This is a genomic window from Pseudomonas sp. GW821-FHT09E04, from assembly GCF_059416185.1.
In genome coordinates this window covers 601,843-624,736 of record NZ_JBWKOR010000003.1, presented here as the reverse complement: position 1 = coordinate 624,736, position 22,894 = coordinate 601,843, and the positions used below count along the sequence as shown (strand labels likewise).

20 protein-coding genes and 1 tRNA gene are annotated in these 22,894 nt (G+C 60.5%); 11 read left to right on the top strand and 10 right to left on the bottom strand.

The window, feature by feature from the left end; all coding sequences use genetic code 11:
* Positions 1-83: 83 nt before the first annotated feature.
* Positions 84-710 (top strand): response regulator, encoded by a 627-nt coding sequence (locus AC07N4_RS14035; protein WP_493066271.1) that lies wholly within the window; start codon positions 84-86, stop codon positions 708-710.
* 13 nt (positions 711-723) lie between these two features.
* Positions 724-3,942: an ATP-binding protein gene (locus AC07N4_RS14030; RefSeq protein WP_493066270.1), complete on the top strand. Its 3,219-nt coding sequence runs from the start codon at positions 724-726 to the stop codon at positions 3,940-3,942.
* A 4-nt stretch (positions 3,943-3,946) separates the two neighbouring features.
* Here AC07N4_RS14030 and dkgB read toward each other — a convergent pair whose 3' ends face one another.
* Positions 3,947-4,750, bottom strand: a complete 804-nt coding sequence (dkgB, locus tag AC07N4_RS14025) for a 2,5-didehydrogluconate reductase DkgB (protein WP_493066269.1) — start codon at positions 4,748-4,750, stop codon at positions 3,947-3,949.
* A gap of 116 nt (positions 4,751-4,866) precedes the next feature.
* Positions 4,867-5,775 (bottom strand): LysR substrate-binding domain-containing protein, encoded by a 909-nt coding sequence (locus AC07N4_RS14020; RefSeq protein WP_102621968.1) that lies wholly within the window; start codon positions 5,773-5,775, stop codon positions 4,867-4,869.
* A gap of 104 nt (positions 5,776-5,879) precedes the next feature.
* Between AC07N4_RS14020 and AC07N4_RS14015 the strand changes: the two genes are divergently transcribed.
* The 4 genes from AC07N4_RS14015 to AC07N4_RS14000 all read left to right on the top strand — a co-directional run bounded on the left by AC07N4_RS14015 (position 5,880) and on the right by AC07N4_RS14000 (position 9,794).
* Positions 5,880-6,746, top strand: coding sequence for a pirin family protein (locus AC07N4_RS14015; protein ID WP_102621969.1), 867 nt, complete (start codon positions 5,880-5,882; stop codon positions 6,744-6,746).
* 93 nt (positions 6,747-6,839) lie between these two features.
* Positions 6,840-7,523 carry an isochorismatase family protein gene (locus AC07N4_RS14010; RefSeq protein WP_096821172.1) on the top strand — a complete coding sequence of 228 codons (684 nt, stop codon included), beginning with the start codon at positions 6,840-6,842 and terminating at the stop codon, positions 7,521-7,523.
* A 51-nt stretch (positions 7,524-7,574) separates the two neighbouring features.
* The gene (gene ycaC / locus AC07N4_RS14005) at positions 7,575-8,201 is read left to right on the top strand and encodes an isochorismate family cysteine hydrolase YcaC (protein WP_096821173.1); all 627 of its coding nucleotides are present in this window, start codon (positions 7,575-7,577) and stop codon (positions 8,199-8,201) included.
* Between the two features lie 150 nt (positions 8,202-8,351).
* Entirely contained in the window at positions 8,352-9,794 is a 1,443-nt protein-coding gene (locus AC07N4_RS14000) for a mechanosensitive ion channel family protein (RefSeq protein WP_192560214.1), read from the top strand.
* A gap of 6 nt (positions 9,795-9,800) precedes the next feature.
* Here the strand turns inward: AC07N4_RS14000 and AC07N4_RS13995 are convergent, their stop codons facing one another.
* Complete coding sequence (locus tag AC07N4_RS13995) at positions 9,801-10,388, bottom strand: GNAT family N-acetyltransferase (RefSeq protein WP_096821175.1); 588 nt, start codon at positions 10,386-10,388, stop codon at positions 9,801-9,803.
* 198 nt (positions 10,389-10,586) lie between these two features.
* Here AC07N4_RS13995 and AC07N4_RS13990 point away from each other — a divergent pair, with 198 nt between their 5' ends.
* Positions 10,587-11,414: an arylamine N-acetyltransferase family protein gene (locus AC07N4_RS13990; RefSeq protein ID WP_493066268.1), complete on the top strand. Its 828-nt coding sequence runs from the start codon at positions 10,587-10,589 to the stop codon at positions 11,412-11,414.
* A 3-nt stretch (positions 11,415-11,417) separates the two neighbouring features.
* Here the strand turns inward: AC07N4_RS13990 and AC07N4_RS13985 are convergent, their stop codons facing one another.
* On the bottom strand, positions 11,418-11,747 hold the full coding sequence (locus AC07N4_RS13985; RefSeq protein ID WP_096821177.1) for a BrnA antitoxin family protein: 330 nt from the start codon (positions 11,745-11,747) through the stop codon (positions 11,418-11,420).
* Positions 11,748-11,750: 3 nt separating this feature from the next.
* Positions 11,751-12,035, bottom strand: coding sequence for a BrnT family toxin (locus tag AC07N4_RS13980; RefSeq protein ID WP_493066338.1), 285 nt, complete (start codon positions 12,033-12,035; stop codon positions 11,751-11,753).
* A 254-nt stretch (positions 12,036-12,289) separates the two neighbouring features.
* Here AC07N4_RS13980 and AC07N4_RS13975 point away from each other — a divergent pair, with 254 nt between their 5' ends.
* Complete coding sequence (locus tag AC07N4_RS13975) at positions 12,290-13,810, top strand: nucleobase:cation symporter-2 family protein (protein WP_493066267.1); 1,521 nt, start codon at positions 12,290-12,292, stop codon at positions 13,808-13,810.
* A gap of 121 nt (positions 13,811-13,931) precedes the next feature.
* Here the strand turns inward: AC07N4_RS13975 and AC07N4_RS13970 are convergent.
* Positions 13,932-14,007: transfer RNA gene (locus tag AC07N4_RS13970), tRNA-Asn, on the bottom strand.
* Between the two features lie 228 nt (positions 14,008-14,235).
* Here AC07N4_RS13970 and AC07N4_RS13965 point away from each other — a divergent pair.
* Positions 14,236-14,466 (top strand): hypothetical protein, encoded by a 231-nt coding sequence (locus tag AC07N4_RS13965; protein WP_102621973.1) that lies wholly within the window; start codon positions 14,236-14,238, stop codon positions 14,464-14,466.
* On the opposite strand, the gene AC07N4_RS13960 is transcribed toward AC07N4_RS13965, so the two are convergent.
* Entirely contained in the window at positions 14,463-14,663 is a 201-nt protein-coding gene (locus tag AC07N4_RS13960) for a hypothetical protein (protein ID WP_007956421.1), read from the bottom strand. The two genes, AC07N4_RS13965 and AC07N4_RS13960, sit on opposite strands and share 4 nt — an antisense overlap.
* 112 nt (positions 14,664-14,775) lie before the next feature.
* Positions 14,776-15,972, bottom strand: coding sequence for an amino acid aminotransferase (locus AC07N4_RS13955; RefSeq protein ID WP_102621974.1), 1,197 nt, complete (start codon positions 15,970-15,972; stop codon positions 14,776-14,778).
* 336 nt (positions 15,973-16,308) lie between these two features.
* Here AC07N4_RS13955 and uvrB point away from each other — a divergent pair, with 336 nt between their 5' ends.
* Positions 16,309-18,324, top strand: a complete 2,016-nt coding sequence (gene uvrB / locus AC07N4_RS13950) for an excinuclease ABC subunit UvrB (protein ID WP_096821182.1) — start codon at positions 16,309-16,311, stop codon at positions 18,322-18,324.
* A gap of 60 nt (positions 18,325-18,384) precedes the next feature.
* On the opposite strand, the gene AC07N4_RS13945 is transcribed toward uvrB, so the two are convergent.
* Both AC07N4_RS13945 and AC07N4_RS13940 read right to left on the bottom strand, forming a co-directional pair.
* Positions 18,385-19,935 carry an MDR family MFS transporter gene (locus AC07N4_RS13945; RefSeq protein ID WP_482082704.1) on the bottom strand — a complete coding sequence of 517 codons (1,551 nt, stop codon included), beginning with the start codon at positions 19,933-19,935 and terminating at the stop codon, positions 18,385-18,387.
* On the bottom strand, positions 19,925-20,974 hold the full coding sequence (locus tag AC07N4_RS13940) for an HlyD family secretion protein (RefSeq protein ID WP_096821184.1): 1,050 nt from the start codon (positions 20,972-20,974) through the stop codon (positions 19,925-19,927). The genes AC07N4_RS13945 and AC07N4_RS13940 overlap by 11 nt, the downstream gene beginning before the upstream one ends.
* 230 nt (positions 20,975-21,204) lie before the next feature.
* On the opposite strand from AC07N4_RS13940, the gene gltX reads away from it, so the two are divergent.
* Positions 21,205-22,686 carry a glutamate--tRNA ligase gene (gene gltX / locus AC07N4_RS13935; protein WP_102621977.1) on the top strand — a complete coding sequence of 494 codons (1,482 nt, stop codon included), beginning with the start codon at positions 21,205-21,207 and terminating at the stop codon, positions 22,684-22,686.
* Positions 22,687-22,894 lie beyond the last annotated feature (208 nt).

Here is a 22,894-nt window from a genome sequence, read left to right as displayed (position 1 = left end):
GCAAAAGTAGTAGCGCCGCTATCCATAGTCCCGTTCATGCAAGATCGGTGGCGTCATGTCATGTATTCGCTCCGGGAGTGATCATGTTTTCAGCAGGGATCGTCGACGATCACCCGGTGGTCGTCCGCGCAGTCAGAATGCTTCTGGAGTCACTGGGCTATAAACCGATTCATGTCGCTTCGAGTGGCGTCGACGTGGTGCCGATGATCCGTGCACATGCGCCGAAACTGATCGTGCTCGATTTGAAGCTCAAGGGCATGGGCGGTCTTGAAGTGCTGGACCGGATCAATGCGCTCGGGCTGCTCTGCAAAGTGGTGATTTTTACCTCGGCGGAGCCGGACAGCTATATGGTGCGTTGCCGACGTGCGGGGGCGATGGCGTTTGTGAGCAAGTCCGCCTCGCTGCAGCAATTGCACGATGCGATCAAGGCTGTCCACTCGGGTTATAGCTATTTTCCGGAATTGCCTGAGGTCAATCCAGGTCACTCTGATGTACACAGTGATGAGCGGCAGCTGATCGAACGATTGTCCAATCGCGAATTGCACATCCTCTTGCAACTGGCGCACGGCAAAGCCAACAAGCTCATCGCCGAGGAGATGAGCCTGAGTCACAAGACTATCAGCACTTACAAGACCCGCCTGATGCTCAAGCTCGGGATGAGTTCGCTGGTGTTGTTGCGAGAGTTGGTCAAGCGCAACGGTCTGTTCTGAACGGTTGCGCACGATGAGGCCGCTACGTTTTGCCTTCCTGTTGCTGTTGATGCTCGCCAACGGGGTGCAGGCAGGCGAGGCCGCACAAAGACTGGAAATTGTCTCTCGCACCCGGTTGGAGGGTGTGCAGCTTCGCCTCGATGAACAGGATCGACAGTGGCTCAGTGCACATCCGGTGCTGCGTATCGGTGCCTCCTGGCCGGATTACCCACCCTTTGAATTGACTCGCAAACGATACGAACTGGAAGGCCTCACAGCCGATTACGCCGACGCGATCGCCCAGTTGCTGAGCATCGGTGTCGAGGTCTGGTGCTACCCCGATCGCGAAGCCGCCATGGCGGCACTCAAGGCCGGGGAGGTGGACCTGCTGGGCACGTCGAACAACTTCGAAATCGCTGATCCCGACCTGATGCTGTCCCGCGCCTACGCCGAGGATCAGCCGATGTGGGTGACCCGGCTTGACGAGCCATTGCCGGAAGATCTGGCAGGAAAGCGCATCGCCATGGTGGACGACTACCTGCCAGCCGCGATGATCGAGAAGGCTTACCCGCAAGCCTCCCTGCAGCGTTACCGCTCGATTCTCGATGCCCTCGGCGCCGTGGCGTTCGGTCGGGATGCTCTGTACCTCGGCGATTTCATCAGCGCCAGTTATCTGATCAACACCAATTTTCACAACGACCTGCAACTGGCCGGGCCTTCCGGCCTTGATGCCAACCCGTTCGGCTTCGCCCTGACTCGCAGCAACACGCGTTTGAAGCGTCTGGTCGACAAGGCGCTGCTGGCCATTCCCATGGAGCAGCGCCTGGCCATTGAACTGCGCTGGAGCGCCGGTCGTGCCGACATGGCGGCCCAATCGCGAGTGAGTCTGAGCGCCAGCGAGCAGCAATGGCTGGATCAACATCCGGTGGTGCGCGTCGGCGCTGTCGACGACTTTGCGCCGTTGACGTTCTTTAACGCTGACGGCCGTTTCACTGGGCTGACCGCCCAACTGCTCAACCTGATCAGTCAGCGCAGCGGCCTGAGGTTCGAAGTGGTACGCGGGCAGTCCCTGGATCGCCAGGTCGAGCAATTGAAGACCGGGGAGCTCGACCTGTTACCGGTGCTGACCCCGAGCCGCGAGCGCGAACTTGAAATGCTGTTCACCCGGGCGTACGCCAACAGCCCCTTTGTGCTGATCGCCGATTCAAAGGCGCCCGGGCCTCGCAGCCTGGACGAGATGGCGGGCAAGCGTCTGGCGCTGTATCGCGGCAATCCATTGCGCGCCTATCTGTTGGAACATGTGCCGCAGATCCGTCTGGTCGAATTGCCAAGCCCCGAGGCGGGCACGCAGGCACTGCTCGACGGTCAGGCCGAAGCGACATTGAGTTCATTGCTGGTGGCGCGTTATCAGATCGATCACCAGTACCGTGATCGCCTGCGTATTGTCTCGACGCTGGGCGATCAGCCGGCCCGGATCGCGATGGCCACGGCACTTGATGCTCCGCAGCTGCAATCAATTCTGAACAAGGCACTGCTGAGCATCGCTCCGCAGGAAATGGACGATCTGGTCGCGCGCTGGAGTCGTAACGTAGTGCTGCAGGACAGTTACTGGCAGCGTCATCGGGAGCAAATCCTGCGCGGGTTTGCCGTTGCGGCGGGGTTGTTGTTGCTGGCATTGGGCTGGATCGGTTTTCAACGCCGGCAGATTCGCCAGCGCCAGCAATGGCTGCGTCAATTGCAGGAGGCCAAGGAGGTGGCGGATGACGCCAACCGTGCCAAAAGCACGTTTCTCGCGGTCATGAGCCACGAAATCCGCACGCCCATGAACGCGTTGCTGGGCATGCTCGAGCTGGCACTCAAGCGTGCCGACGAAGGCGTGACCGATCGCCCGGCGATTGAAGTGGCGTCCCATGCGGGGCAGCAGTTATTGGCATTGATCGGCGATATTCTCGACATCGCGCGGATCGAGTCCGGGCATCTGTCGCTGGCCCCTGAGCGTGCCAATCTGCGCGAGGTGGTGGCGTCGGTGTGTCGGGTGTTCGAAGGCCTGGCACGACAGAAGTCATTGTCCTGGCGGGTGGAGCTGGATGAGCGTAGCGACGTCGACGTGATGCTCGACCCCGTACGCTTCAAACAGGTGCTGTCGAACCTGTTGAGTAACGGGATCAAGTTCACCGACGAAGGTGAGGTCAGCCTGCGCTTGCAAGTGTTCACCGAGCAGGACGGACAGTTGGAAGCGGGCGTGATCGTCGAAGACAGTGGCCGGGGGATCAGCGCCGAGGATCAGCAACGGTTGTTCAACCCGTTTGTGCAGGTTGGTAGTCATCAACCGTCGGCGCCCAGCGGTTCCGGTCTGGGGCTGGTGATCAGCCGCAATCTGTGTCGACTCATGGGCGGCGACTTGTGGATCAGCAGCGAGCCGGGGCGTGGCACGCAGGTCATGCTGCGGTTGGAGCTGCGTGTGCTGGAGCCGCTTGTGCAGGAGGCCGCAACGACGTCAGCGGTGACGGCGGTAAAGTCGCTGAAGGTGCTGGTGGTGGATGATCATCCGGTCAATCGCTTGTTGCTGTGCCGGCAGTTGAGCGAACTCGGGCACCGCGCCGTCGACACCGGGAACGGTGAGCAGGGGCTGGTGCTGTGGCGGGGGCAACCTTTCGATGCGCTGATCACCGATATCAACATGCCCGGGATTGACGGTCATGAACTGGCGCGGGCGATTCGTGAAGAAGAGGCGGCGACGGGCAGGGCGCGTTGCCTGATTCTGGGTTTTACCGCCAATGCACGGATCGAAGAAAAACAGCGATGCCTGGCGGCCGGCATGGACGATTGTCTGTTCAAGCCGATTCTGCTGCGCGAACTGAGCGAGGCCTTGCTGGCCGCAGAGGCCGGCGAAACGCAGGTAGAGAGTGTGGATGATCAGGGGTCGACTGAATTCGACCTGAGTGCGCTGTTGAAGGTGGCGGGTGCGGACAACCCGCTCATCGGCCAATTGCGTGAAGAGGTACTGAGCAGCCTGCGCGCCGACCTCGAACGGCTGGACGTGTCAGGCCGTAAAGGGGACCGCGCAGGCTTGCGTGACCTGGCGCATCACGTCACGGGTGGGGCGCACATGATCGGTGCCGAGCGCGTGGTCTCGGCCTGCCGGGTACTCGAACGGGCCTGCCGCGACGACGAGCCCGAGGCTGCGCTGACGGTCGCCATCGATTCGCTGCGCGAGGCCATGCACGACCTCGCGCAGCATCTTCAGGCCTGATCGATCAATCCCACTGCGGCGCGATGCCTTTGGGGCTGGTCAGGCGATGGCCGCGCTCCAGTGTGGCGATCAGTGCCATGTCGGCGTCGCTCAGGGTCAGCGCGGTGGCGCCGAGATTGCCTTGCAGGTTGGCACGCTTGGTCGACGACGGAATCACCGCGTAGCCCGACTGCATCGCCCACGCCAGCGTGACTTGCGCCGGGGTGGCTTGCAGTCGTTCGGCGATCTGCACGATCAGCGGATCCTTCAGCACTTCGCCATAGGCCAGGGTCATGTACGACGTGACCTGGATGCCCTGGCTCTGTGCGAACTCGACGACCTGGCGGTTCTGCAGGTACGGGTGCAGTTCGATCTGGTTGGTGGCGATGTTTTCTGCGCCAACGGCGGCAATCGCCTGTTTCATCAGGTCGATGGTGAAGTTGGACACACCGATCTGCCGGGTCAGGCCCAGGCGCTTGGCCTCCAGCAGGGCGCCCATGAATTCCTCCACCGGCACCTGATCTTCCGGCGACGGCCAGTGGATCAGTGTCAGGTCGAGGTAGTCGGTCTGCAGCTTTTGCAGGCTCTCCTTGAGGCTCTCGATCAGCCTGTCGTTGGCGAAGTTGGCGATCCAGATCTTGCTGGTGATGAACAGTTCGTCGCGAGGGATGCCGCTGGCGGCGATGGCCTGGCCGACCTCGGCTTCGTTTTCATAGATTTGTGCGGTGTCGATGACCCGGTAACCGAGTTCAAGGGCGGTGCTCACCGAATCGATGACCACCTGACCTTGCAGGCGAAACGTACCAAGACCGAAAGCGGGAACAGACATGCAGGACTCCAGGGTTGCAGTGGGAATGGGCGGGAGTATCCGCGTCTGATTCCTCTGGAAAAACCGCTGTCGGGGCAAAGTACTGTTGACCAGAAGTCACGAATCAATCGCAGGTCTCAAGCGATGTCGCTGTGAGCAAATTCCTCACCCAGAAAATCGATCAACGTGCGCACCGACGGCAGCAGTCCCCGGCGCGACGGAAAGATCGCGTGCACGATCCCGCATTTCGGCGCCCAGCCCGGAATCAACTCCACCACGCGTCCTGCGGCGATGTCTTCGCGTACGACCACGCTCGGCAGATGCGCGACGCCGACTCCGGCAATCACCGCCTGACGCAGGGCGATCAGGTCATCGGTGACCAGCCTTGGCGTGTGCCGGACCTGCGCCGAAGCGCCGTTCGGCCCGAGCAGCTCCCATTGATACTCACGTTGCGCCGCGCCCCAATGCAGGCTCGGCAAGCCATTGAGATCCGCCGGCGAGGGGGGTGATGACAGGCGCTCGGCAAACATCGGGCTGCCGACCACCGATTGGGTGCTGTTGCCCAGCACCTTCATCACCATGTCGGTGTTTTCCAGTGGCGGAAAGCGCACGCGCAGCGCAATGTCGAAACCTTCGTGCAGCAGGTCAACCCGACGGTTGGTGCTCTCGATGAACACTTCCACCAGCGGGTACTTGAGCATGTAGCGGGTGAGCATCGGCCCGACCCAGGAATTGAGCAGCGCCGTCGGGCAGCTCAGGCGTACCAGCCCCTGAGGCTCGGAGCGATTGCGCTCGATCAGCTCGGCGGCACTCTCGGCCTCGACCCGCATCGCCAGGCAACGCTGGTAGTAGGCCTGGCCGATCTCGGTCAGTGAACAATGCCGGCTGGTGCGGTGCAGCAGGCGTACGCCAAGGCGTTCTTCGAGCTGCGAGATGCGTCGGCTGAGTTTCGACTTGGGGATGTCCAGCGCACGACCAGCGGCGGCAAAGCCGTGATGCTCCACCACTTGAGTGAAGTAATAGAGGGTGTTGAGGTCTTCCACCATCGTTCTCCATATAGAACGCTAAAGCTGATTTTTGCAGTCTAGTCCATCAATGGTCATGGATTTAAGCTTAATCCATCGCGTCATTCACCCGATTGGAGGCAACCATGAAAAACATCATCGGTATCTACACCAGCCCTCGCGGCCATTGGGTCGGCGATGGTTTCCCGGTTCGCACGCTGTTTTCCTACGACAACCTGGGCAAGCACATCAGCCCGTTCCTGTTGCTGGATCACGCCGGGCCTGCGCAATTCACCCCGACTACCGAACGACGTGGCGTTGGTCAGCATCCACACCGTGGGTTCGAAACCGTGACTATCGTTTACGAGGGCGAAGTGCAGCACCGCGATTCCACCGGCGCCGGCGGCACCATCGGCCCGGGCGATGTGCAATGGATGACCGCTGCGTCCGGGATCCTGCATGAGGAGTTTCACTCGGACAACTTCGCCAGAACCGGCGGCAATCTGGAAATGGTGCAGCTGTGGGTCAACCTGCCGGCCAAGGACAAAATGGCAGCGCCCGGTTACCAGACCATTCTGGACGGCGACATCCCGAGCATCCCGCTCAAGGACGGCGCGGGCAGCCTGCGCCTGATCGCCGGTGAGTTCGACGGCCACAAAGGCCCGTCCCGCACCTTCACGCCTATCGACGTGTGGGATCTGCGCCTGAACGCCGGCAAGTTGCTGACGCTGGATCTGCACGAGGGCCGCAACACCGCGTTGGTGCTGTTGCGCGGTTCGGTGCAGGTCAACGGTCTGGAATCGGTACGCCAGGGCCAGTTGGCGCTGTTCGAGCGTGACGGCCGGCAACTGACGCTTGAGGCCAGCGAGGATGCGGTGGTGTTGCTGCTCAGCGGCGAGCCGATCGACGAACCCATCGTCGGCCACGGTCCGTTCGTGATGAACACCGAGCAGGAAATCCACCAGGCATTCGCCGACTTCCAGTCCGGCCGCTTCGGCCGCATGCACGGCTGACACGCCGCGCTTCCACACCCCGCTCTACACAGGATGCGTAGGCCGGTTCGAAGGCCAGGGATGGCTGCTGCCCAAAAGAAAGAGGAAACGCACATGAACACTGTCAATGCGGCCAACTTCAATGGCCAAAAACCGACTATCGACCCAAACGACAGCGCCATGCTGTTGATCGATCATCAAAGCGGTCTGTTCCAGATCGTCAAGGACATGGATGTACCGCAACTGCGCGCCAATGCCATCGCGCTGGCCAAGGCGGCGACCCTGTTGAAGATGCCGGTCATTACCACGGCCTCTGTGCCGCAGGGGCCGAACGGGCCGTTGATTCCCGAGATTCACGAAGCCGCGCCCCATGCGCAGTACGTGGCGCGCAAAGGTGAAATCAATGCCTGGGACAACCCGCAGTTTCACGCGGCCGTCAAAGCCACCGGCAAGAAAACCCTGGTGATCGCCGGGACCCTGACCAGCGTGTGCCTGGCATTCCCGTCCATCGCCGCAGTGCACGAAGGCTACAAGGTCTTCGCGGTGGTCGATGCTTCCGGCAATCACTCGAAACTGGCCACTGATCTGACCATCGCCCGCCTGGCCCAGGCCGGGGTGGTGCCGATCGACATCATGGCCACGCTTTCCGAGCTGCAGGGTTCGTGGAACCGTCCCGATGCCGAGCAGTGGGCAGCCGTCTACGCCCAGGCCATGCCGCATTATCAATTGCTGATCGAGAGTTACCTCAAGGCCCAGCAAGTCGCGAACGAACACGAAACGCTGGATTCCCAGCGCTGACCCGAGACCTCGACATTCCGTCGAGGTCGACAACACGCGAGGATTACTGCAATGAGCACTCAATACAAACGTCTGGACAAGAACAACGCCGCCGTTCTGCTGGTCGACCATCAGGCCGGGCTGCTGTCGCTGGTGCGCGACATCGAGCCTGACCGGTTCAAGAATAACGTGCTGGCGCTGGCCGACCTGGCCAAGTACTTCAAGCTGCCGACGATCCTGACCACCAGTTTCGAAACCGGCCCCAACGGCCCGCTGGTGCCCGAGCTCAAGGCGTTGTTCCCCGAGGCTCCGTACATTGCCCGTCCCGGCCAGATCAATGCCTGGGACAACGAGGACTTCGTCAAGGCGATCAAGGCTACCGGCAAGAAACAGCTGATCATTGCCGGCGTGGTGACGGAGGTGTGTGTGGCATTCCCGGCGCTGTCGGCCCTTGAAGAAGGGTTTGATGTATTCGTGGTGACCGACGCCTCCGGCACGTTCAATGAACTGACCCGTGAATCGGCATGGAACCGCATGTCCAGCGCCGGCGCGCAATTGATGACCTGGTTCGGTCTGGCCTGCGAGTTGCACCGTGACTGGCGCAACGATATCGAAGGGTTGGGCACGTTGTTCTCCAACCACATCCCGGACTACCGCAACCTGATGACCAGTTACAGCACGCTGACCAGCGGCAAGTAACCAGCCCCATGAAAACCTGTGGGAACAAGGTGTCTCCCACAGGTTTTTTCGGCGCCTGCCAAATAGCACTCATCCCGCCAAATCAATTGCTCCTACACTAAGCCCAATCTGTGCGATCTTCTCGCGATTGACCTCTGTCGGAGTTGTTTGATGCTGTCTCTGCTGACTGAACATCCGTTGTTCTGCGCGTTGATCCTGATCCTGCTCGACCTGGGCCTGTGGCGCCTGATCAGCTCCCGGGGCAGCGAATGGAAGCTGCTGGTGCGGGTGCTGATTTTCAGCCTGTTCAGCGTGCTGCTGTTCAACGAAGGCCTCAATCCGATGGAGCCGGCGCCGTGGGCCGACAACGTGCCGCTGCACCTGGCGGCGACCGGGTTGCAGATCGGCTGGTGGCTGTTCGGGGCGCGCACGCTGACGGTGCTGATCGGCGCGGTAATGATGCAACGGGTCGGTCATACCGGACGGCTGTTGCAGGATCTGCTCGGCGCAGTGATTTTCCTGATCGCCATTATTGCGGCACTGGCCTATGTGCTGGATCTGCCGGTCAAAGGCGTGCTGGCCACGTCCGGGGCACTGGCGATCATTGTCGGTCTGGCGCTGCAAAGCACCCTGAGCGATGTGTTCTCCGGCATCGTCTTGAACACCACCAAACCCTATCAACTCGATGACTGGATCTCCATCGACGGCACGGAAGGGCGGGTCACCGACATCGACTGGCGCGCCACGCGCCTGCAAACGTCCCAGGGCAGCATGGCGGTGATTCCCAACTCGCTGGCGGCCAAGGCCAAGATCATCAACTTCAGCCGGCCGAGCAATATGTTCGGGGTTGCCGTCAGCGTGCAGGTCAGCCCCCATGCGCGACCGAACTCGGTGATCGACGCCCTGGAGCGGGCGATGCAAGGTTGTCGCCCGCTGCTGGACACCCCGGCGCCGAGCGTGGCGCTGAAGAGTTCCAGCAGTGCCGGTGCGGAATACGAAATCAGCGGATTCGTGGCCTCGATGAACGAGAAGCGCGCAGTGCGCAATCAACTGTTCGATCTGGCTTACCGGCATCTGCAAGCGTCCGGGTTCAATCTGCTGTCGAGCGATGAGCCCGCGGCCCCGGCCCATCTCTCACGGCCACGGGCGCTGCTCGACAGCTCGCCGATTTTCTCCACCCTGCGTCAGGAAGAGAAAGAAACCTTCAGCCAGAACATGACCCTGCAAACCTTCCGCGCCGGCGAGATCATTCTGGCGGGCGGGGAGGTCAGCGATCATCTGTTCATCATTGAATCCGGTGTGGTTTCGGTGACCTTGAAGCGTCACGGCACACCGTTCGAGTCCGGGCGCATGGGGCCGGGTGAAGTGATCGGTGAGGCGGGGATTCTTTCCGATACCTCGCTGCCGGCGGACTTTTCCGCCAAGACCTTCTGTGCGCTGTATCGCATCGAAAAGTCGTATCTCAAGCCTTGTCTGGATGCTCGCCACGACATCAACGACGCGATGAAGGCATTGCTCGATTTCCGTCTGCTCAAGGCCCAGTCCCTGACCCAGGAAGCGCCGGTGGTTGCACCGAAAAAAGGCTTCCTGCAGTGGCTGCGCAATCGCGCCTGATGACCGTCAGCGTTGCTCGTACCCGGCGAGTTTGCGCTCAAGGTTCAGGCGCACCTGCGGCCATTCGTCATCGATGATGCTGAAGCGCACCGAGTTGCGCTTGCGGCCGTCCGGCATGATCCGCTCGTGACGCACGATGCCTTCCTGCTGTGCGCCCAAGCGCAGGATCGCGTTGCGTGATTTCTGGTTGTTTTCGTCGGTGGTGAACTGCACGCGCACGCAATCGAGCACTTCGAAGGCGTGCCGCAGCATCAGGTACTTGGCCTCGGTGTTGACGAAGGTTTTCTGAAAGCGTGCCGAAATCCAGCTGCTGCCGATTTCCAGCTTGCGATTGAGCGGGTCGATCTTCCAGAACCGGGTCGAGCCGATCACCTCCCCGGTCTCCTTCAACACGATCGCAAAGGGCATGACCGTGCCGGCCTCGCGGCCGTCGAGGGCCTTTTTCAGATAGCTGTCAACGGTAGTTGCCGAGGGCACCACGGTGACCGTGAGGTTCCACAACTCGCCGTCGGCAGCGGCATGGAGCAACGCATCGGCGTCGGTGTATTGGAGAGGGCGCAGGAGGATGCCCTGGCCTTGCAGCGTGGTTTGCATGAGGGGCGGCTCTTGTCGGTTCGGGCGAGCGTCCATTACGCCGCAACGAGCGTCGTCGTTGCAACTGCTCATGGAGCCTGATTCAAATCAGTCGACAGAGCCGATTGGTGAAATCTATTGTCGATCCAATAGCCGGATCCCGTATACATGGCGACCATCGGCGGAGTGATCCGCGTCTCCCTGCAAAAGGACTGAGCAATGAGCGAGCCACGCCTGGCGAATCTGAAACAGTATCTGCAACGGCTGGGGTTCGACGCGCCCCCGGCACCGACCCTTGAAACCCTGCGACTGTTGCAGTTGCGTCATACCGGTGCCTTTCCTTTCGAGAATCTGTCGACCCTCTCTGGCGAGCCCGTGCTGATCGATCTGCCATCGATCCAGCGCAAGGTCCTGGACGATGCCCGTGGCGGTTACTGCTACGAACTCAACAATCTGTTTCTGGCCTTGTTGCTGGAGTTGGGGTTCGATGCGCGGGGCATCAGCGGGCGAGTGGTCATGAATCAGCCCGAAGGCAGCTGGACGGCACGGACTCATCGCTTGAGTCTGGTGACCCTCGACGGCGTGCGCTACATCACCGATGTCGGCTTCGGTGGCATGGTGCCGACCGCGCCGCTGATTCTGGATACCGAAGCCGAGCAGTCCACACCCCACGAACCCTATCGCATCGAAGTGCAAGCCGATGGCTACATGCTGCGGGCCAGGGTCTCCGGCGAATGGCGGCCGATGTACCTGTTCGACCTGCAACGCCAGGAAGACATCGATTACACCCTCGGCAACTGGTACGTCTCGACCCATCCGGATTCACCGTTCGCCCAGCGCCTGATGGTCGCGCGTACGGGCGACGGCTGGCGGCGCACATTGAACAACGGCAGTTTCGCGATCCATCGCATCGGTGCCGAGAGCGAGCGACGCGAGGTGACGGATGTCGATGAGCTCATCGAATTGCTGGAGCGGGAGTTCGGCCTGCGCTTGCCGCACCAGCCTGGTGCGCGTCTGGCGCTGGCGCGCTTGATCCAGCCGGCCTGAAACCTACGGTTTTACATCCGGCTCCAGTACCCGCCGGATTTCGTTCACGGCCGCCGACAGTTTTTTCTCAAGACTCTTGAGGTCGGTGGCGGTGATGCCTTTCTTGAATTGCCCGCTGGCATGCTCGGGTTCATCGGCTGCACCCCGGCTGTCGAGCAGTGCATGGCGCAGGGTGTTATTGATTACCGTCTGATAGCCATACCCCTCGCTTTCAGCGACCCCTCGCGCGGCCTCGATGACCGCGTCGTCGAGCATGATGGTGATGCGGGTCTTGCCCTTGTTGGAGGCGACGGCGCCCCGTGTTCCGTGGGTGAAATCGTATTCATCCTTCATTGATCAAGTCTCCGGAAAATAATGGCGTCGCTCGCTGGGCGTTGCGCTGCGCGCGGAAATGATTCGAACCAGATTCGGCTCCCGATAGCTGTACACGACAACCAGCAAACGTCCCTTGCCGTCGTTGCCGAGAGTGATCCAGCGTTGTTCGTCATGGTCGTTATCCTCAATCGTCAATGCTCGCTCATCGTGGAAGACCGGTTCGGCCTCGGCGAGGCTGATCCCTCTGTGCTTGAGTTTGTTGGCAGCATTCTTGCTTTTGTCGAACTGAATCTTGAATGACTTAATTATGCATACTTTATATGTATAAAAAAGAGAGCGGCCGCGCCGTCGGTCGCCATGAACACTTCAGCCTAGGTGGATAGAGCGCAGGGGCAGTTAACGATGTGTTGCCGGATTTGTGAGGGATGGAAGCGGCGGGATAGAAGGTTGGGTGGCTACCTATCCATAATGTGACCGATAAGTTGTATACAACTCTATGGACATTTGTCACGAGTATTGAATACAGTGTGCGCATAACAAAAACCAGGGAACCCCCCACCATGAAAACGCCCCATGTTTCACACCAACGGCCCGAGGACGAAAACCTCGGGGTCGGCGCGAATATGGCTTACGGCCTGCAACATGTTCTGACCATGTATGGCGGTATCGTCGCGGTGCCGCTGATCATCGGTCAGGCCGCCGGGTTATCGCCGGCGGACATTGGTCTGTTGATTGCTGCTTCATTGTTTGCGGGGGGGCTGGCCACGTTGCTGCAAACCCTGGGTCTACCGTTTTTCGGATGTCAGTTGCCGCTGGTGCAGGGCGTGTCGTTTTCCGGTGTCGCGACCATGGTGGCGATTGTCAGCAGTGGCGGGGAGGGCGGCTTTCAGTCGGTACTCGGGGCGGTGATTGCCGCGTCGTTGATCGGTTTGCTGATCACGCCGGTGTTCTCGCGAATCACCAAGTTCTTTCCACCGCTGGTTACCGGCATCGTGATCACCACCATCGGCCTGACGCTGATGCCGGTGGCCGCGCGCTGGGCCATGGGCGGCAACAGCCACGCTCCGGACTTCGGCAGCATGCAGAACATCGGTCTGGCGGCGGTCACGCTGGTGCTGGTGTTGTTGCTGAGCAAGGTCGGCAGTTCCACCATCTCGCGTCTGTCGATCCTGTTGGCGATGGTGATCGGCACGGTGCTGGCGGTGTTTCTCGGCATGGCGGATTTCTCTAACGTTACTCAAGGGCCGATGTTCGGCTTCCCGACACCGTTCCATTTCGGCATGCCGACCTTCCACTTCGCTGCGATTCTGTCGATGTGCATCGTGGTCATGGTGACCCTGGTGGAAACCTCGGCGGACATCCTGGCGGTCGGTGAAATCATCGGTACCAAGGTCGACTCCAAACGTCTGGGCAACGGCCTGCGGGCGGACATGCTGTCGAGCATGTTTGCACCGATCTTCGGTTCGTTCACCCAGAGCGCTTTCGCCCAGAACGTTGGCCTGGTGGCGGTGACCGGAATCAAGAGCCGCTATGTGGTGGCGACCGGCGGCATCTTCCTGGTGATCCTCGGCCTGCTGCCGTTCATGGGCCGGGTGATCGCAGCAGTGCCGACGTCGGTACTCGGTGGTGCCGGCATCGTGTTGTTCGGCACCGTGGCGGCGAGCGGCATCCGCACACTGTCCAAGGTGGATTACCGCAACAACGTCAACTTGATCATCGTCGCGACCTCGATCGGCTTCGGCATGATCCCGATTGCCGCGCCGAACTTCTACGATCACTTCCCGAGCTGGTTCGCGACCATTTTCCACTCGGGCATCAGTTCGTCGGCGATCATGGCGATCCTGCTGAACCTGGCGTTCAACCACTTCACGGCGGGTAACTCGGATCAGCAGTCGGTGTTTGCGGCAGCAGAAGAGCGAACCCTGCGTTATCGGGATCTGGCAGCGCTGCGCGAGGGCGATTACTTCAGCGACGGCAAACTGCATGACTGCGACGGCAATGAAGTGCCGGTGATCGAGACGGACTCGGATCACGGACACGGCGCACCGAAGGCGCATGCCAAGAGTGGTGAGCACGTCTGACCGCTGTTTCTGAATGAGAAGGGCCGATCAGTTGCGAAACTGATCGGCCCTTTTTATTGCACTGTATTTTCCAGCGTCCACAAAAAAGCCCCTGAATCTTTCGATTCAGGGGCTCTGTATTTGGCTCCACAACCTGGACTCGAACCAGGGACCCAGTGATTAACAGTCACTTGCTCTACCAACTGAGCTATTGCGGAATTGGTGCGTATGTTACTGATTTAAAAAGACTAGTCAAGCGCCAGTTGTAATTTTTTTGGAAGGGTCAGGACGGACGGCAGCAAATCGGCGATTGGCGGTTACCAGAACCGCAGCAGAGGTCTACCATGGCCGCCCGGAAGTGGTCACACGCGCTGCCGGCCATTCGCCGAAAAGGTACGCGCCATGAATAGATCCATCCTGATCCATCGTCCTGCCGAGGTGTTCGCATGAGCACCGCGCAAATCAGCCTGCCCAAAGGCGTCGGCCCGCACGCCGAAAAGCTTTTCGACGCGATCACCCAGGCCGCCACGGCTGAAGAACTGAACCGTGCAGGCGGCAAGGCCGAAGGTTTTGTCCTCGGCCTGGAAAGCACCAAGGCCATCAAGAGCCAGGTCGCCGAATCGCTCTACGTCGTTTATGACGATGCGGCGACTCAGCGTGCAACGGAACTGGCTTAACCGCCGAACGTGAAGGTGCCGAGCATCAGTTTGGCGTACAGCATCGTTGCGCCCAGTTGCACCAGCCACAGTGCCAGCCCGCCGAGAAACACCCCGGCCGCGACTTGCAGCACCAGGTTGTTGCCGCGTTTGGCCGGGGCACGGGGGATGAAATCATCCAGATCGTCGCGGTCGGCGCGCAGGTCATCGTTTTTCATGTTGTCTCTCTGAAATATCGTCTGTGTGCAGTCTAGAGGGTGTAGCGGCTTTTCTTCAGACAAATAAAAAACGGGAAGCCCGAAAGCTTCCCGTTTTCAGTGCTACGTCAGATCAGATGACCTGAACGATGGCGTCCGTCACGACTTCGATGTTGCTCTGGTTCAGCGCGGCGACGCAGATGCGGCCGGTGTCCAGGGCGTAGATGCCGAACTCGTTGCGCAGGCGGTGAACCTGCTCGGTGGTCAGGCCGGAGTAGGAGAACATGCCGCGCTGGCGACCGACGAAGCTGAAGTCACGCTGCGGGGCTTTCTTCGCCAGCAGAGCGACCATCTGCTCGCGCATGCCGCGAATGCGCAGGCGCATTTCAGCCAGTTCCGCTTCCCACTGGGCGCGCAGTTCCGGGCTGTTCAACACCGCAGCAACGATGCTTGCGCCGTGGGTCGGCGGGTTGGAGTAGTTGGTGCGGATCACGCGTTTGACTTGCGACAGCACGCGCGCGCTTTCTTCTTTCGATTCGCTGACGATCGACAGGGCACCGACGCGCTCGCCGTACAGCGAGAACGACTTGGAGAACGAGCTCGACACGAAGAAGGTCAGGCCGGACTCGGCGAACAGACGCACGGCAGCGGCGTCTTCGGCGATGCCGTCACCAAAGCCCTGGTAAGCCATGTCGAGGAACGGCACGTGACCTTTGGCCTTGACCGCTTCCAGCACGTTGTTCCAGTCCGCCGGGCTCAGGTCGACACCGGTCGGGTTGTGGCAGCAGGCGTGCAGCACGATGATCGAGCCGTTCGGCAGGGCGTTGAGGTCTTCGAGCAGGCCGGCACGGTTCACGTCGTGGGTGGCGGCGTCGTAGTAGCGATAGTTCTGCACCGGGAAACCGGCGGTTTCGAACAGCGCGCGGTGGTTTTCCCAGCTCGGATCGCTGATCGCCACAACGGCATTCGGCAGCAGTTGCTTGAGGAAGTCGGCACCGATTTTCAGTGCGCCGGTCCCGCCGACCGCCTGAGTGGTGACAACGCGGCCAGCCGCCAGCAGTGGCGAATCATTGCCGAACAGCAGCTTTTGCACGGCCTGGTCGTAGGCAGCGATGCCGTCGATTGGCAGATAGCCACGGGAGGCATGCTGAGCGGCGCGAATGGTTTCGGCTTCGATGACGGCGCGCAGGAGTGGAATTCGCCCCTCTTCGTTGCAGTACACACCCACCCCGAGGTTGACCTTATTGGTCCGGGTATCGGCGTTGAATGCTTCGTTGAGGCCCAGGATTGGATCGCGGGGTGCCATTTCGACAGCGGAGAACAGGCTCATTTTTACGGCAGCTCTAATGGAGAGTGGAGGGACGTGTGGCGCTCCAGCCGAATGCACTAGAGCGGTGCACAAACGGGGAGCTAGTATAGAGGCCATCATCGATCAATGGCGACAGGCGATTCGGCTTTTAAGGTAAGTTTTTCCGATTATTTCTCGACCGTTAGTCGAATGGACTTGTCGGAGACTTTACCGGATGTAGGACGTTTGCCTTGAAAGGCGAGGCAATCGGCTCCACATTCAGCACAATCTTCGTTTTTCCTTGCGCGACATCGGTCGTTTGCGGTCTTTCTCGTGGGGCTCCGGTTTGTCCGCAGCGTCGCGATTCCAGAGGTGTTTATGTCTGAATTCCAGCTCGTCACCCGATTCGACCCTGCCGGCGATCAGCCTGAAGCCATTCGCCAGATGGTCGAGGGCATCGAAGCCGGGCTGGCGCACCAGACCCTGCTCGGTGTGACCGGCTCGGGCAAGACCTTCAGCATCGCCAACGTGATTGCCCAGGTACAGCGTCCGACCCTGGTGCTGGCGCCGAACAAGACCCTGGCGGCGCAGTTGTATGGCGAGTTCAAGTCATTCTTCCCGAACAACGCCGTCGAATACTTCGTTTCCTACTACGACTACTACCAGCCTGAAGCCTATGTGCCATCGTCCGACACCTTCATCGAGAAGGATGCGTCGATCAACGACCACATCGAGCAGATGCGTCTGTCGGCAACCAAGGCATTGCTGGAGCGCAAGGACGCGATCATCGTCACCACGGTGTCGTGCATCTACGGTCTGGGCAGCCCGGAAACCTATTTGAAAATGGTCTTGCACGTCGATCGCGGCGACAAGCTCGATCAACGTGCGCTGGTGCGGCGCCTGGCCGACCTGCAATACACCCGCAACGACATGGATTTCGCCCGTGCGACGTTCCGTGTGCGCGGCGATGTAATCGACATCTATCCGGCCGAATCCGACCTCGAAGCGATCCGTATCGAGTTGTTCGATGACGAGGTGGAAAGCATTTCCGCGTTCGACCCGCTGACCGGCGAGGTCATCCGCAAGCTGCCGCGTTTCACGTTCTATCCGAAGAGCCACTACGTGACGCCCCGGGAAACCCTGCTCGACGCCATCGAGGGGATCAAGGTCGAGTTGCAGGAGCGCCTGGAATACCTGCGCAACAACAACAAACTGGTTGAAGCCCAACGTCTGGAGCAGCGTACCCGGTTCGACCTGGAGATGATCCTCGAACTCGGTTACTGCAACGGCATCGAAAACTACTCGCGTTACCTGTCCGGGCGCCCGGCCGGTGCGGCGCCGCCGACGCTCTACGATTACCTGCCGGCCGACGCCTTGCTGGTGATCGACGAATCCCACGTCAGCGTGCCGCAAGTCGGCGCGATGTATAAGGGCGACCGTTCGCGCAAGGAAACCCTGGTGGAATACGGCTTCCGCCTGCCATCGGCGCTGGACAACCGGCCGATGCGGTTCGACGAGTGGGAAGGGGTGAGCCCGCAGACGATTTTTGTCTCGGCCACGCCCGGCAACTACGAAGCCGAGCACGCCGGGCGGGTGATCGAGCAAGTGGTGCGCCCGACCGGTCTGGTCGACCCGCAGGTCGAAGTACGTCCGGCGCTGACCCAGGTCGACGATCTGCTTTCGGAAATCACCAAACGTGTGGCGGTGGAGGAGCGAGTGCTGGTCACCACGCTGACCAAGCGCATGGCCGAAGACTTGACCGATTACCTGGCCGATCACGGCGTGCGCGTGCGTTATCTGCACTCGGACATCGACACGGTCGAACGGGTTGAAATCATCCGTGATCTGCGCCTGGGCACCTTCGATGTGCTGGTAGGGATCAACCTGCTGCGTGAAGGCCTGGACATGCCGGAAGTCTCGCTGGTGGCGATCCTCGATGCGGACAAGGAAGGCTTCCTGCGTTCCGAGCGTTCACTGATCCAGACCATCGGTCGCGCGGCACGTAACCTCAATGGCCGGGCGATTCTATACGCGGATCGCATGACCGGTTCGATGGAGCGTGCCATCGGCGAAACCGAGCGCCGTCGCGACAAGCAGATCGCCTTCAACCTGGCCAACGGCATCACACCGAAGGGCGTGTTCAAGGACGTCGCCGACATCATGGAAGGCGCCACCGTGCCCGGTTCGCGCAGCAAGAAGCGCAAAGGCATGGCGAAGGCCGCCGAAGAGAACGCCAAGTACGAAGCCGAACTGCGCTCGCCGAGCGAGATCACCAAGCGCATCCGCCAACTGGAAGAGAAGATGTACCAGCTGGCCCGCGATTTGGAATTCGAAGCGGCGGCGCAGATGCGCGACGAGATTGCCAAAATGCGCGAGCGATTGTTGGCAGTCTGACTGATCGTTCCCACGCTTTGCGTGGGAATGCAGCCCTGGACGCTCTGCGTCCACTCAGGGTTAGTGCGCCTCGCCAGCCTTCAGGCCGGCGGGCAGTTTCTTGGTCAGCAATATCGCCAGCATGCTGATCCCCAGTGCAATCCCGACAAAACGAAACGCATCGTTGTAGGCCATGATCAGCGCCTGCTGATGAACGATCTCGCTCAATTTCCCCAGCGCCGCCGTGTCACTGCCGAAGCGATCGGCCATCGACGCCAGCCGTTCGGCCACCTGCGGATTGGTGGGTACCACGGCTTCACGCAGGTAATCGAAGTAGGTCTTGGTGCGCGCATCCAGCAACGTCGCGAGCAGGGCAATGCCGATGGCGCCGCCGAGGTTGCGCAGGATGTTGAACAGACTCGATGCCGAGCCCGCGTCCTGCGGCAGGATGTAAGCTGTGGCGATCAGCGAAATGGTCACCATGATCAGCGGTTGGCCGAGGGCGCGGATGATCTGGATCTGATTGAACTGCGGTCCGGCAAAGTCCGGGTTGAGCACGCCGGATGAAAAACTCGCCAGCCCGAACAGGCCGAAGCCGATCGTGCACAGCCATTTCGGCGATACGAACTTCATCAGTTTCGGCACCAGTGGAATCAGAAATAGCTGGGGCACGCCCATCCACATGATCACTTCGCCAATCTGCAAGGCGTTGTAATTCTGGATCTGCGCCAGGTACAGCGGCAGCAGATAGATCGAGCCGTACAGCCCGACCCCCATACCAAGGCTGGAAATGCTCGACAGCCCGAAGTTGCGATTGCGCAGGATGCCAAGGTTGATCAGCGGGTTGGGCTTGGAAATCTGCACGATGACGAAGGTGATCAGGCTCAACAGAGCGATGCTGCCCAGTGTCACGATCAGGCTCGATTCCAGCCAGTCCTTGCGATGGCCTTCCTCAAGAAACACCTGCAGGCAACCGAGGCCAACGCCCAGCGTGAGAATGCCGGTGTAATCGGTGCTTTTCAGCAGTTCCCAGTGCGCTTCTTTTTTCTCCAGACCGTACATCAGCCCGGCGATCATGATCAGCCCCGGCGGAATGTTGATGTAGAAGATGTATTCCCAGCCCCAGTTCTCCGTGAGCCAGCCGCCGAGGGTCGGTCCGATGGACGGGGCGAAAGTGGCGGTCATGGCGAACATCGCCATGCCTTTGGCGCGGTGGTGTTCGGGGAGTTTGATCAGGGTCAGGGTGAAGGCCAGCGGGATCAGCGCGCCGCCGGTGAAGCCCTGCATGGCGCGGAACACGATCATGCTGTCGAGGCTCCAGGCCATCGAACACAGCAACGACGAAATCAGAAACCCCAGCGACACCCACACCGCCAGCCGCCGTGCCGAGAGCAACTGCACCAGCCATGCGGTCAGCGGGATCATGATGATTTCCGCCACCAGATAGGAGGTGGAAATCCACGAGCCTTCTTCCAGGGTCGCCGACAGGGCGCCCTGAATATCCTTGAGCGATGAGTTGGTGATCTGAATGTCGAGCACCGCCATGAACGCGCCGAGCATGACGCTCATCACCGCGATCCAGTCCCGCCGGGTCGGTTCGCCGACCGGGCGGATCAGTTGATCACCGGCCATTGTCTGGGGCGTCTTTGATATTCACGGTGGCGGTGACCGACATGCCCGGACGGATCTTGCCGTGCAGCGGGTTATCGGCCTTGAAGGTCAGCTTGACCGGAATCCGCTGCACGACCTTGGTGAAGTTGCCGGTGGCGTTGTCCGGCGGCAACAGGCTGAACTGTGCGCCGGAGGCGGCGAACAGGCTGTCGACCCGCGCTTCGATCGGCGTATCGCCATAAGCGTCGAAGACCAGTTCGGCCTTCTGGCCCGGCAGCATGTGGCCGATCTGGGTTTCCTTGAAGTTGGCCTGCACCCAGATGTCTTCGTCTGGAACGATCGACAACAAGTAAGCGCCAGCCTGCACGATTTGGCCATTGCGTGCGGCGCGCTGGCCGATCAGGCCGCTGATCGGCGCGTGGATTTCGCTGCGGGTCAGGTTCAGCTCGGCCTGGGCGAGGTCGGCGCGGGCGTTGGAGATCTGTGCGTCGAGGCGTTTGATTTCGGCGCTCAGCGCGTTGACTTGCTGGCGCTGACTCTGCGCATCGGCCTGGGCCTTGGCCACTTGCGAGCGGGCGATGTGGGCGTCGGCGGAGAGGGTGGTGACCCGCTCCTCGGAGACGTAGCCGGGTTTGCGCAGGGTTTCTGCCCGCGACAAATCGACCTGCGAGCGGCCGAGGGTGGCTTGCGTGGTTGCTACTTGTGCGTCGCTGGCAGCGATCAGGCTGGCCTGCTGGGTCAGTTTGCTCTGGGCTTGCAGGCGCTCGGCCTCGCGGGTGGCGAGGGCGGCGTTGGCGCGATCGACCGCGAGACGGAAATCATCGCCTTCGAGACGCACCAGCAACTGGCCTTTTTCCACATGCTGGTTGTCCTGCACCAGGACTTCGTCGATGCGTGCGCTCAGCTGGCTCGACACGCGGGTGATTTCACCCTGGACATAGGCGTTGTCGGTGCTTTCATAAAAGCGTCCCTTGAAAAACCAATGAGCAAAAAAGCCCCCGGCAATCAGCAGGACGAGCAGCAGGAAAATGAACAGGCGACGCTTGAGTTGGGCAGGCATGGGCAAACTGTAGTCGAGGAATTGTAAGGAAAGTTATCAGCAGGCGAATCTGGCATACAGCCGATGAACGGTAAATGCCGTCTGTTGATATTCAGCCATTCACCACGGCCAACGGGCGTTACAGACGCAAAGTTGGCTTAAATGCCCTGTCCGCTGGAGCGGGGCGGGTGTCGCCTGTTACCATTCGCCGCTTGATCGTTCTTTGCTTTTCATTCTTTTCGAGACATGCCATGACCACCGTCCGCACTCGCATCGCGCCATCGCCTACCGGGGATCCCCACGTAGGTACCGCTTACATCGCATTGTTCAACTACTGCTTTGCCAAGCAGCACGGCGGTGAGTTCATCCTGCGCATCGAAGACACCGATCAGTTGCGCTCGACCCGCGAGTCCGAACAGCAGATCTTCGACGCTCTGCGCTGGCTCGGTATCGACTGGAGCGAAGGCCCGGACGTCGGCGGCCCGCACGGTCCTTATCGTCAGAGCGAACGCGGCGACATCTATCAGAAGTACTGCCAGCAACTGGTCGATATGGGCCATGCCTTCCCGTGCTTCTGCACCGCCGAAGAGCTGGACCAGATGCGCGCCGAACAAATGGCTCGCGGCGAAACCCCGCGCTACGACGGCCGTGCGCTGTTGCTGTCCAAGGAAGAAGTCGCCCGTCGCCTGGCTGCGGGCGAGCCGCACGTGATCCGCATGAAAGTGCCGAGCGAAGGCGTGTGCGTTGTTCCGGACATGCTGCGTGGCGACGTCGAGATCCCGTGGGATCGCATGGACATGCAGGTACTGATGAAGACCGACGGTCTGCCGACGTACTTCCTGGCCAACGTGGTCGACGATCACCTGATGGGCATCACCCACGTGCTGCGCGGTGAAGAATGGCTGCCGTCGGCGCCGAAACTGATCCTGCTTTACGAATACTTCGGCTGGGAACAACCGGAGCTGTGCTACATGCCGCTGCTGCGTAACCCGGACAAGAGCAAGCTGTCCAAGCGCAAGAACCCGACCTCGGTGACGTTCTACGAGCGCATGGGCTTCATGCCGGAAGCCATGCTCAACTACCTGGGCCGCATGGGCTGGTCGATGCCGGACGAGCGCGAGAAGTTCTCGCTGCAGGAAATGGTCGACAACTTCGACCTCAAGCGCGTCTCGCTGGGCGGGCCGATTTTCGACATCGAGAAGCTGTCGTGGCTCAACGGCCAGTGGCTGCGTGATCTGCCGGTGGAAGAGTTCGCCGCTCGTGTGCAGAAGTGGGCGTTCAACTCCGAATACATGATGAAGATCGCACCGCTGGTTCAGGGCCGCGTCGAGACGTTCAGCCAGGTTGCACCGCTGGGCGGTTTCTTCTTTGCCGGTGGTGTGAACCCGGATGCCAAGCTGTTCGAATCGAAAAAGCTCTCGGGTGATCAGGTTCGTCAACTGATGCAGTTGATCCTGTGGAAGCTCGAAAGCCTGCGTCAGTGGGAGAAGGACAGCATCACGGCGACGATTCAGGCAGTAGTCGAATCCCTCGAACTGAAACTGCGTGATGCGATGCCGTTGATGTTTGCCGCGATCACCGGTCAGGCGAGCTCGGTATCGGTGCTCGATGCGATGGAAATTCTCGGGCCGGACCTGACCCGTTTCCGTCTGCGCCAGGCGATTGACCTGCTGGGCGGCGTGTCGAAGAAAGAAAACAAAGAGTGGGAAAAGCTGTTGGGCGCTATCGCCTGATTGCGTTTGACTCTGCAGGACGCGCCGGAGGTCAGGATCTTTTGATCCCGTCCTTCGGCGTTTTCCCCCGAATTTACGGGGGGAGGGTGGTAAGTGATTGTTATGCCGACAAAAAATTTTGAAATTTTTCAAAAATAAGTTTGACAGCCTTTCGATACACCCTTAAGATTCGCCCCGTCCTCAGCGATGACATCAACGATGAGGGGCT

What these genes read in the sequence shown, in the direction of transcription:
- uvrB (WP_096821182.1), top strand. Translation starts at nt 16,309, where the DNA reads ATGTCTGAATTCCAGCTCGTCACCCGATTCGACCCTGCCGGCGATCAG.
- AC07N4_RS13975 (WP_493066267.1), top strand. Translation starts at nt 12,290, where the DNA reads ATGAAAACGCCCCATGTTTCACACCAACGGCCCGAGGACGAAAACCTC.
- AC07N4_RS14010 (WP_096821172.1), top strand. Translation starts at nt 6,840, where the DNA reads ATGAACACTGTCAATGCGGCCAACTTCAATGGCCAAAAACCGACTATC.
- AC07N4_RS13990 (WP_493066268.1), top strand. Translation starts at nt 10,587, where the DNA reads ATGAGCGAGCCACGCCTGGCGAATCTGAAACAGTATCTGCAACGGCTG.
- AC07N4_RS14000 (WP_192560214.1), top strand. Translation starts at nt 8,352, where the DNA reads ATGCTGTCTCTGCTGACTGAACATCCGTTGTTCTGCGCGTTGATCCTG.
- AC07N4_RS14035 (WP_493066271.1), top strand. Translation starts at nt 84, where the DNA reads ATGTTTTCAGCAGGGATCGTCGACGATCACCCGGTGGTCGTCCGCGCA.
- AC07N4_RS13960 (WP_007956421.1), bottom strand. Translation starts at nt 14,663, where the DNA reads ATGAAAAACGATGACCTGCGCGCCGACCGCGACGATCTGGATGATTTC.
- AC07N4_RS14015 (WP_102621969.1), top strand. Translation starts at nt 5,880, where the DNA reads ATGAAAAACATCATCGGTATCTACACCAGCCCTCGCGGCCATTGGGTC.
- AC07N4_RS14020 (WP_102621968.1), bottom strand. Translation starts at nt 5,775, where the DNA reads ATGGTGGAAGACCTCAACACCCTCTATTACTTCACTCAAGTGGTGGAG.
- AC07N4_RS13985 (WP_096821177.1), bottom strand. Translation starts at nt 11,747, where the DNA reads ATGAAGGATGAATACGATTTCACCCACGGAACACGGGGCGCCGTCGCC.
- AC07N4_RS13995 (WP_096821175.1), bottom strand. Translation starts at nt 10,388, where the DNA reads ATGCAAACCACGCTGCAAGGCCAGGGCATCCTCCTGCGCCCTCTCCAA.
- AC07N4_RS14030 (WP_493066270.1), top strand. Translation starts at nt 724, where the DNA reads ATGAGGCCGCTACGTTTTGCCTTCCTGTTGCTGTTGATGCTCGCCAAC.
- ycaC (WP_096821173.1), top strand. Translation starts at nt 7,575, where the DNA reads ATGAGCACTCAATACAAACGTCTGGACAAGAACAACGCCGCCGTTCTG.
- AC07N4_RS13945 (WP_482082704.1), bottom strand. Translation starts at nt 19,935, where the DNA reads ATGGCCGGTGATCAACTGATCCGCCCGGTCGGCGAACCGACCCGGCGG.
- gltX (WP_102621977.1), top strand. Translation starts at nt 21,205, where the DNA reads ATGACCACCGTCCGCACTCGCATCGCGCCATCGCCTACCGGGGATCCC.
- AC07N4_RS13955 (WP_102621974.1), bottom strand. Translation starts at nt 15,972, where the DNA reads ATGAGCCTGTTCTCCGCTGTCGAAATGGCACCCCGCGATCCAATCCTG.
- AC07N4_RS13940 (WP_096821184.1), bottom strand. Translation starts at nt 20,974, where the DNA reads ATGCCTGCCCAACTCAAGCGTCGCCTGTTCATTTTCCTGCTGCTCGTC.
- AC07N4_RS13965 (WP_102621973.1), top strand. Translation starts at nt 14,236, where the DNA reads ATGAGCACCGCGCAAATCAGCCTGCCCAAAGGCGTCGGCCCGCACGCC.
- dkgB (WP_493066269.1), bottom strand. Translation starts at nt 4,750, where the DNA reads ATGTCTGTTCCCGCTTTCGGTCTTGGTACGTTTCGCCTGCAAGGTCAG.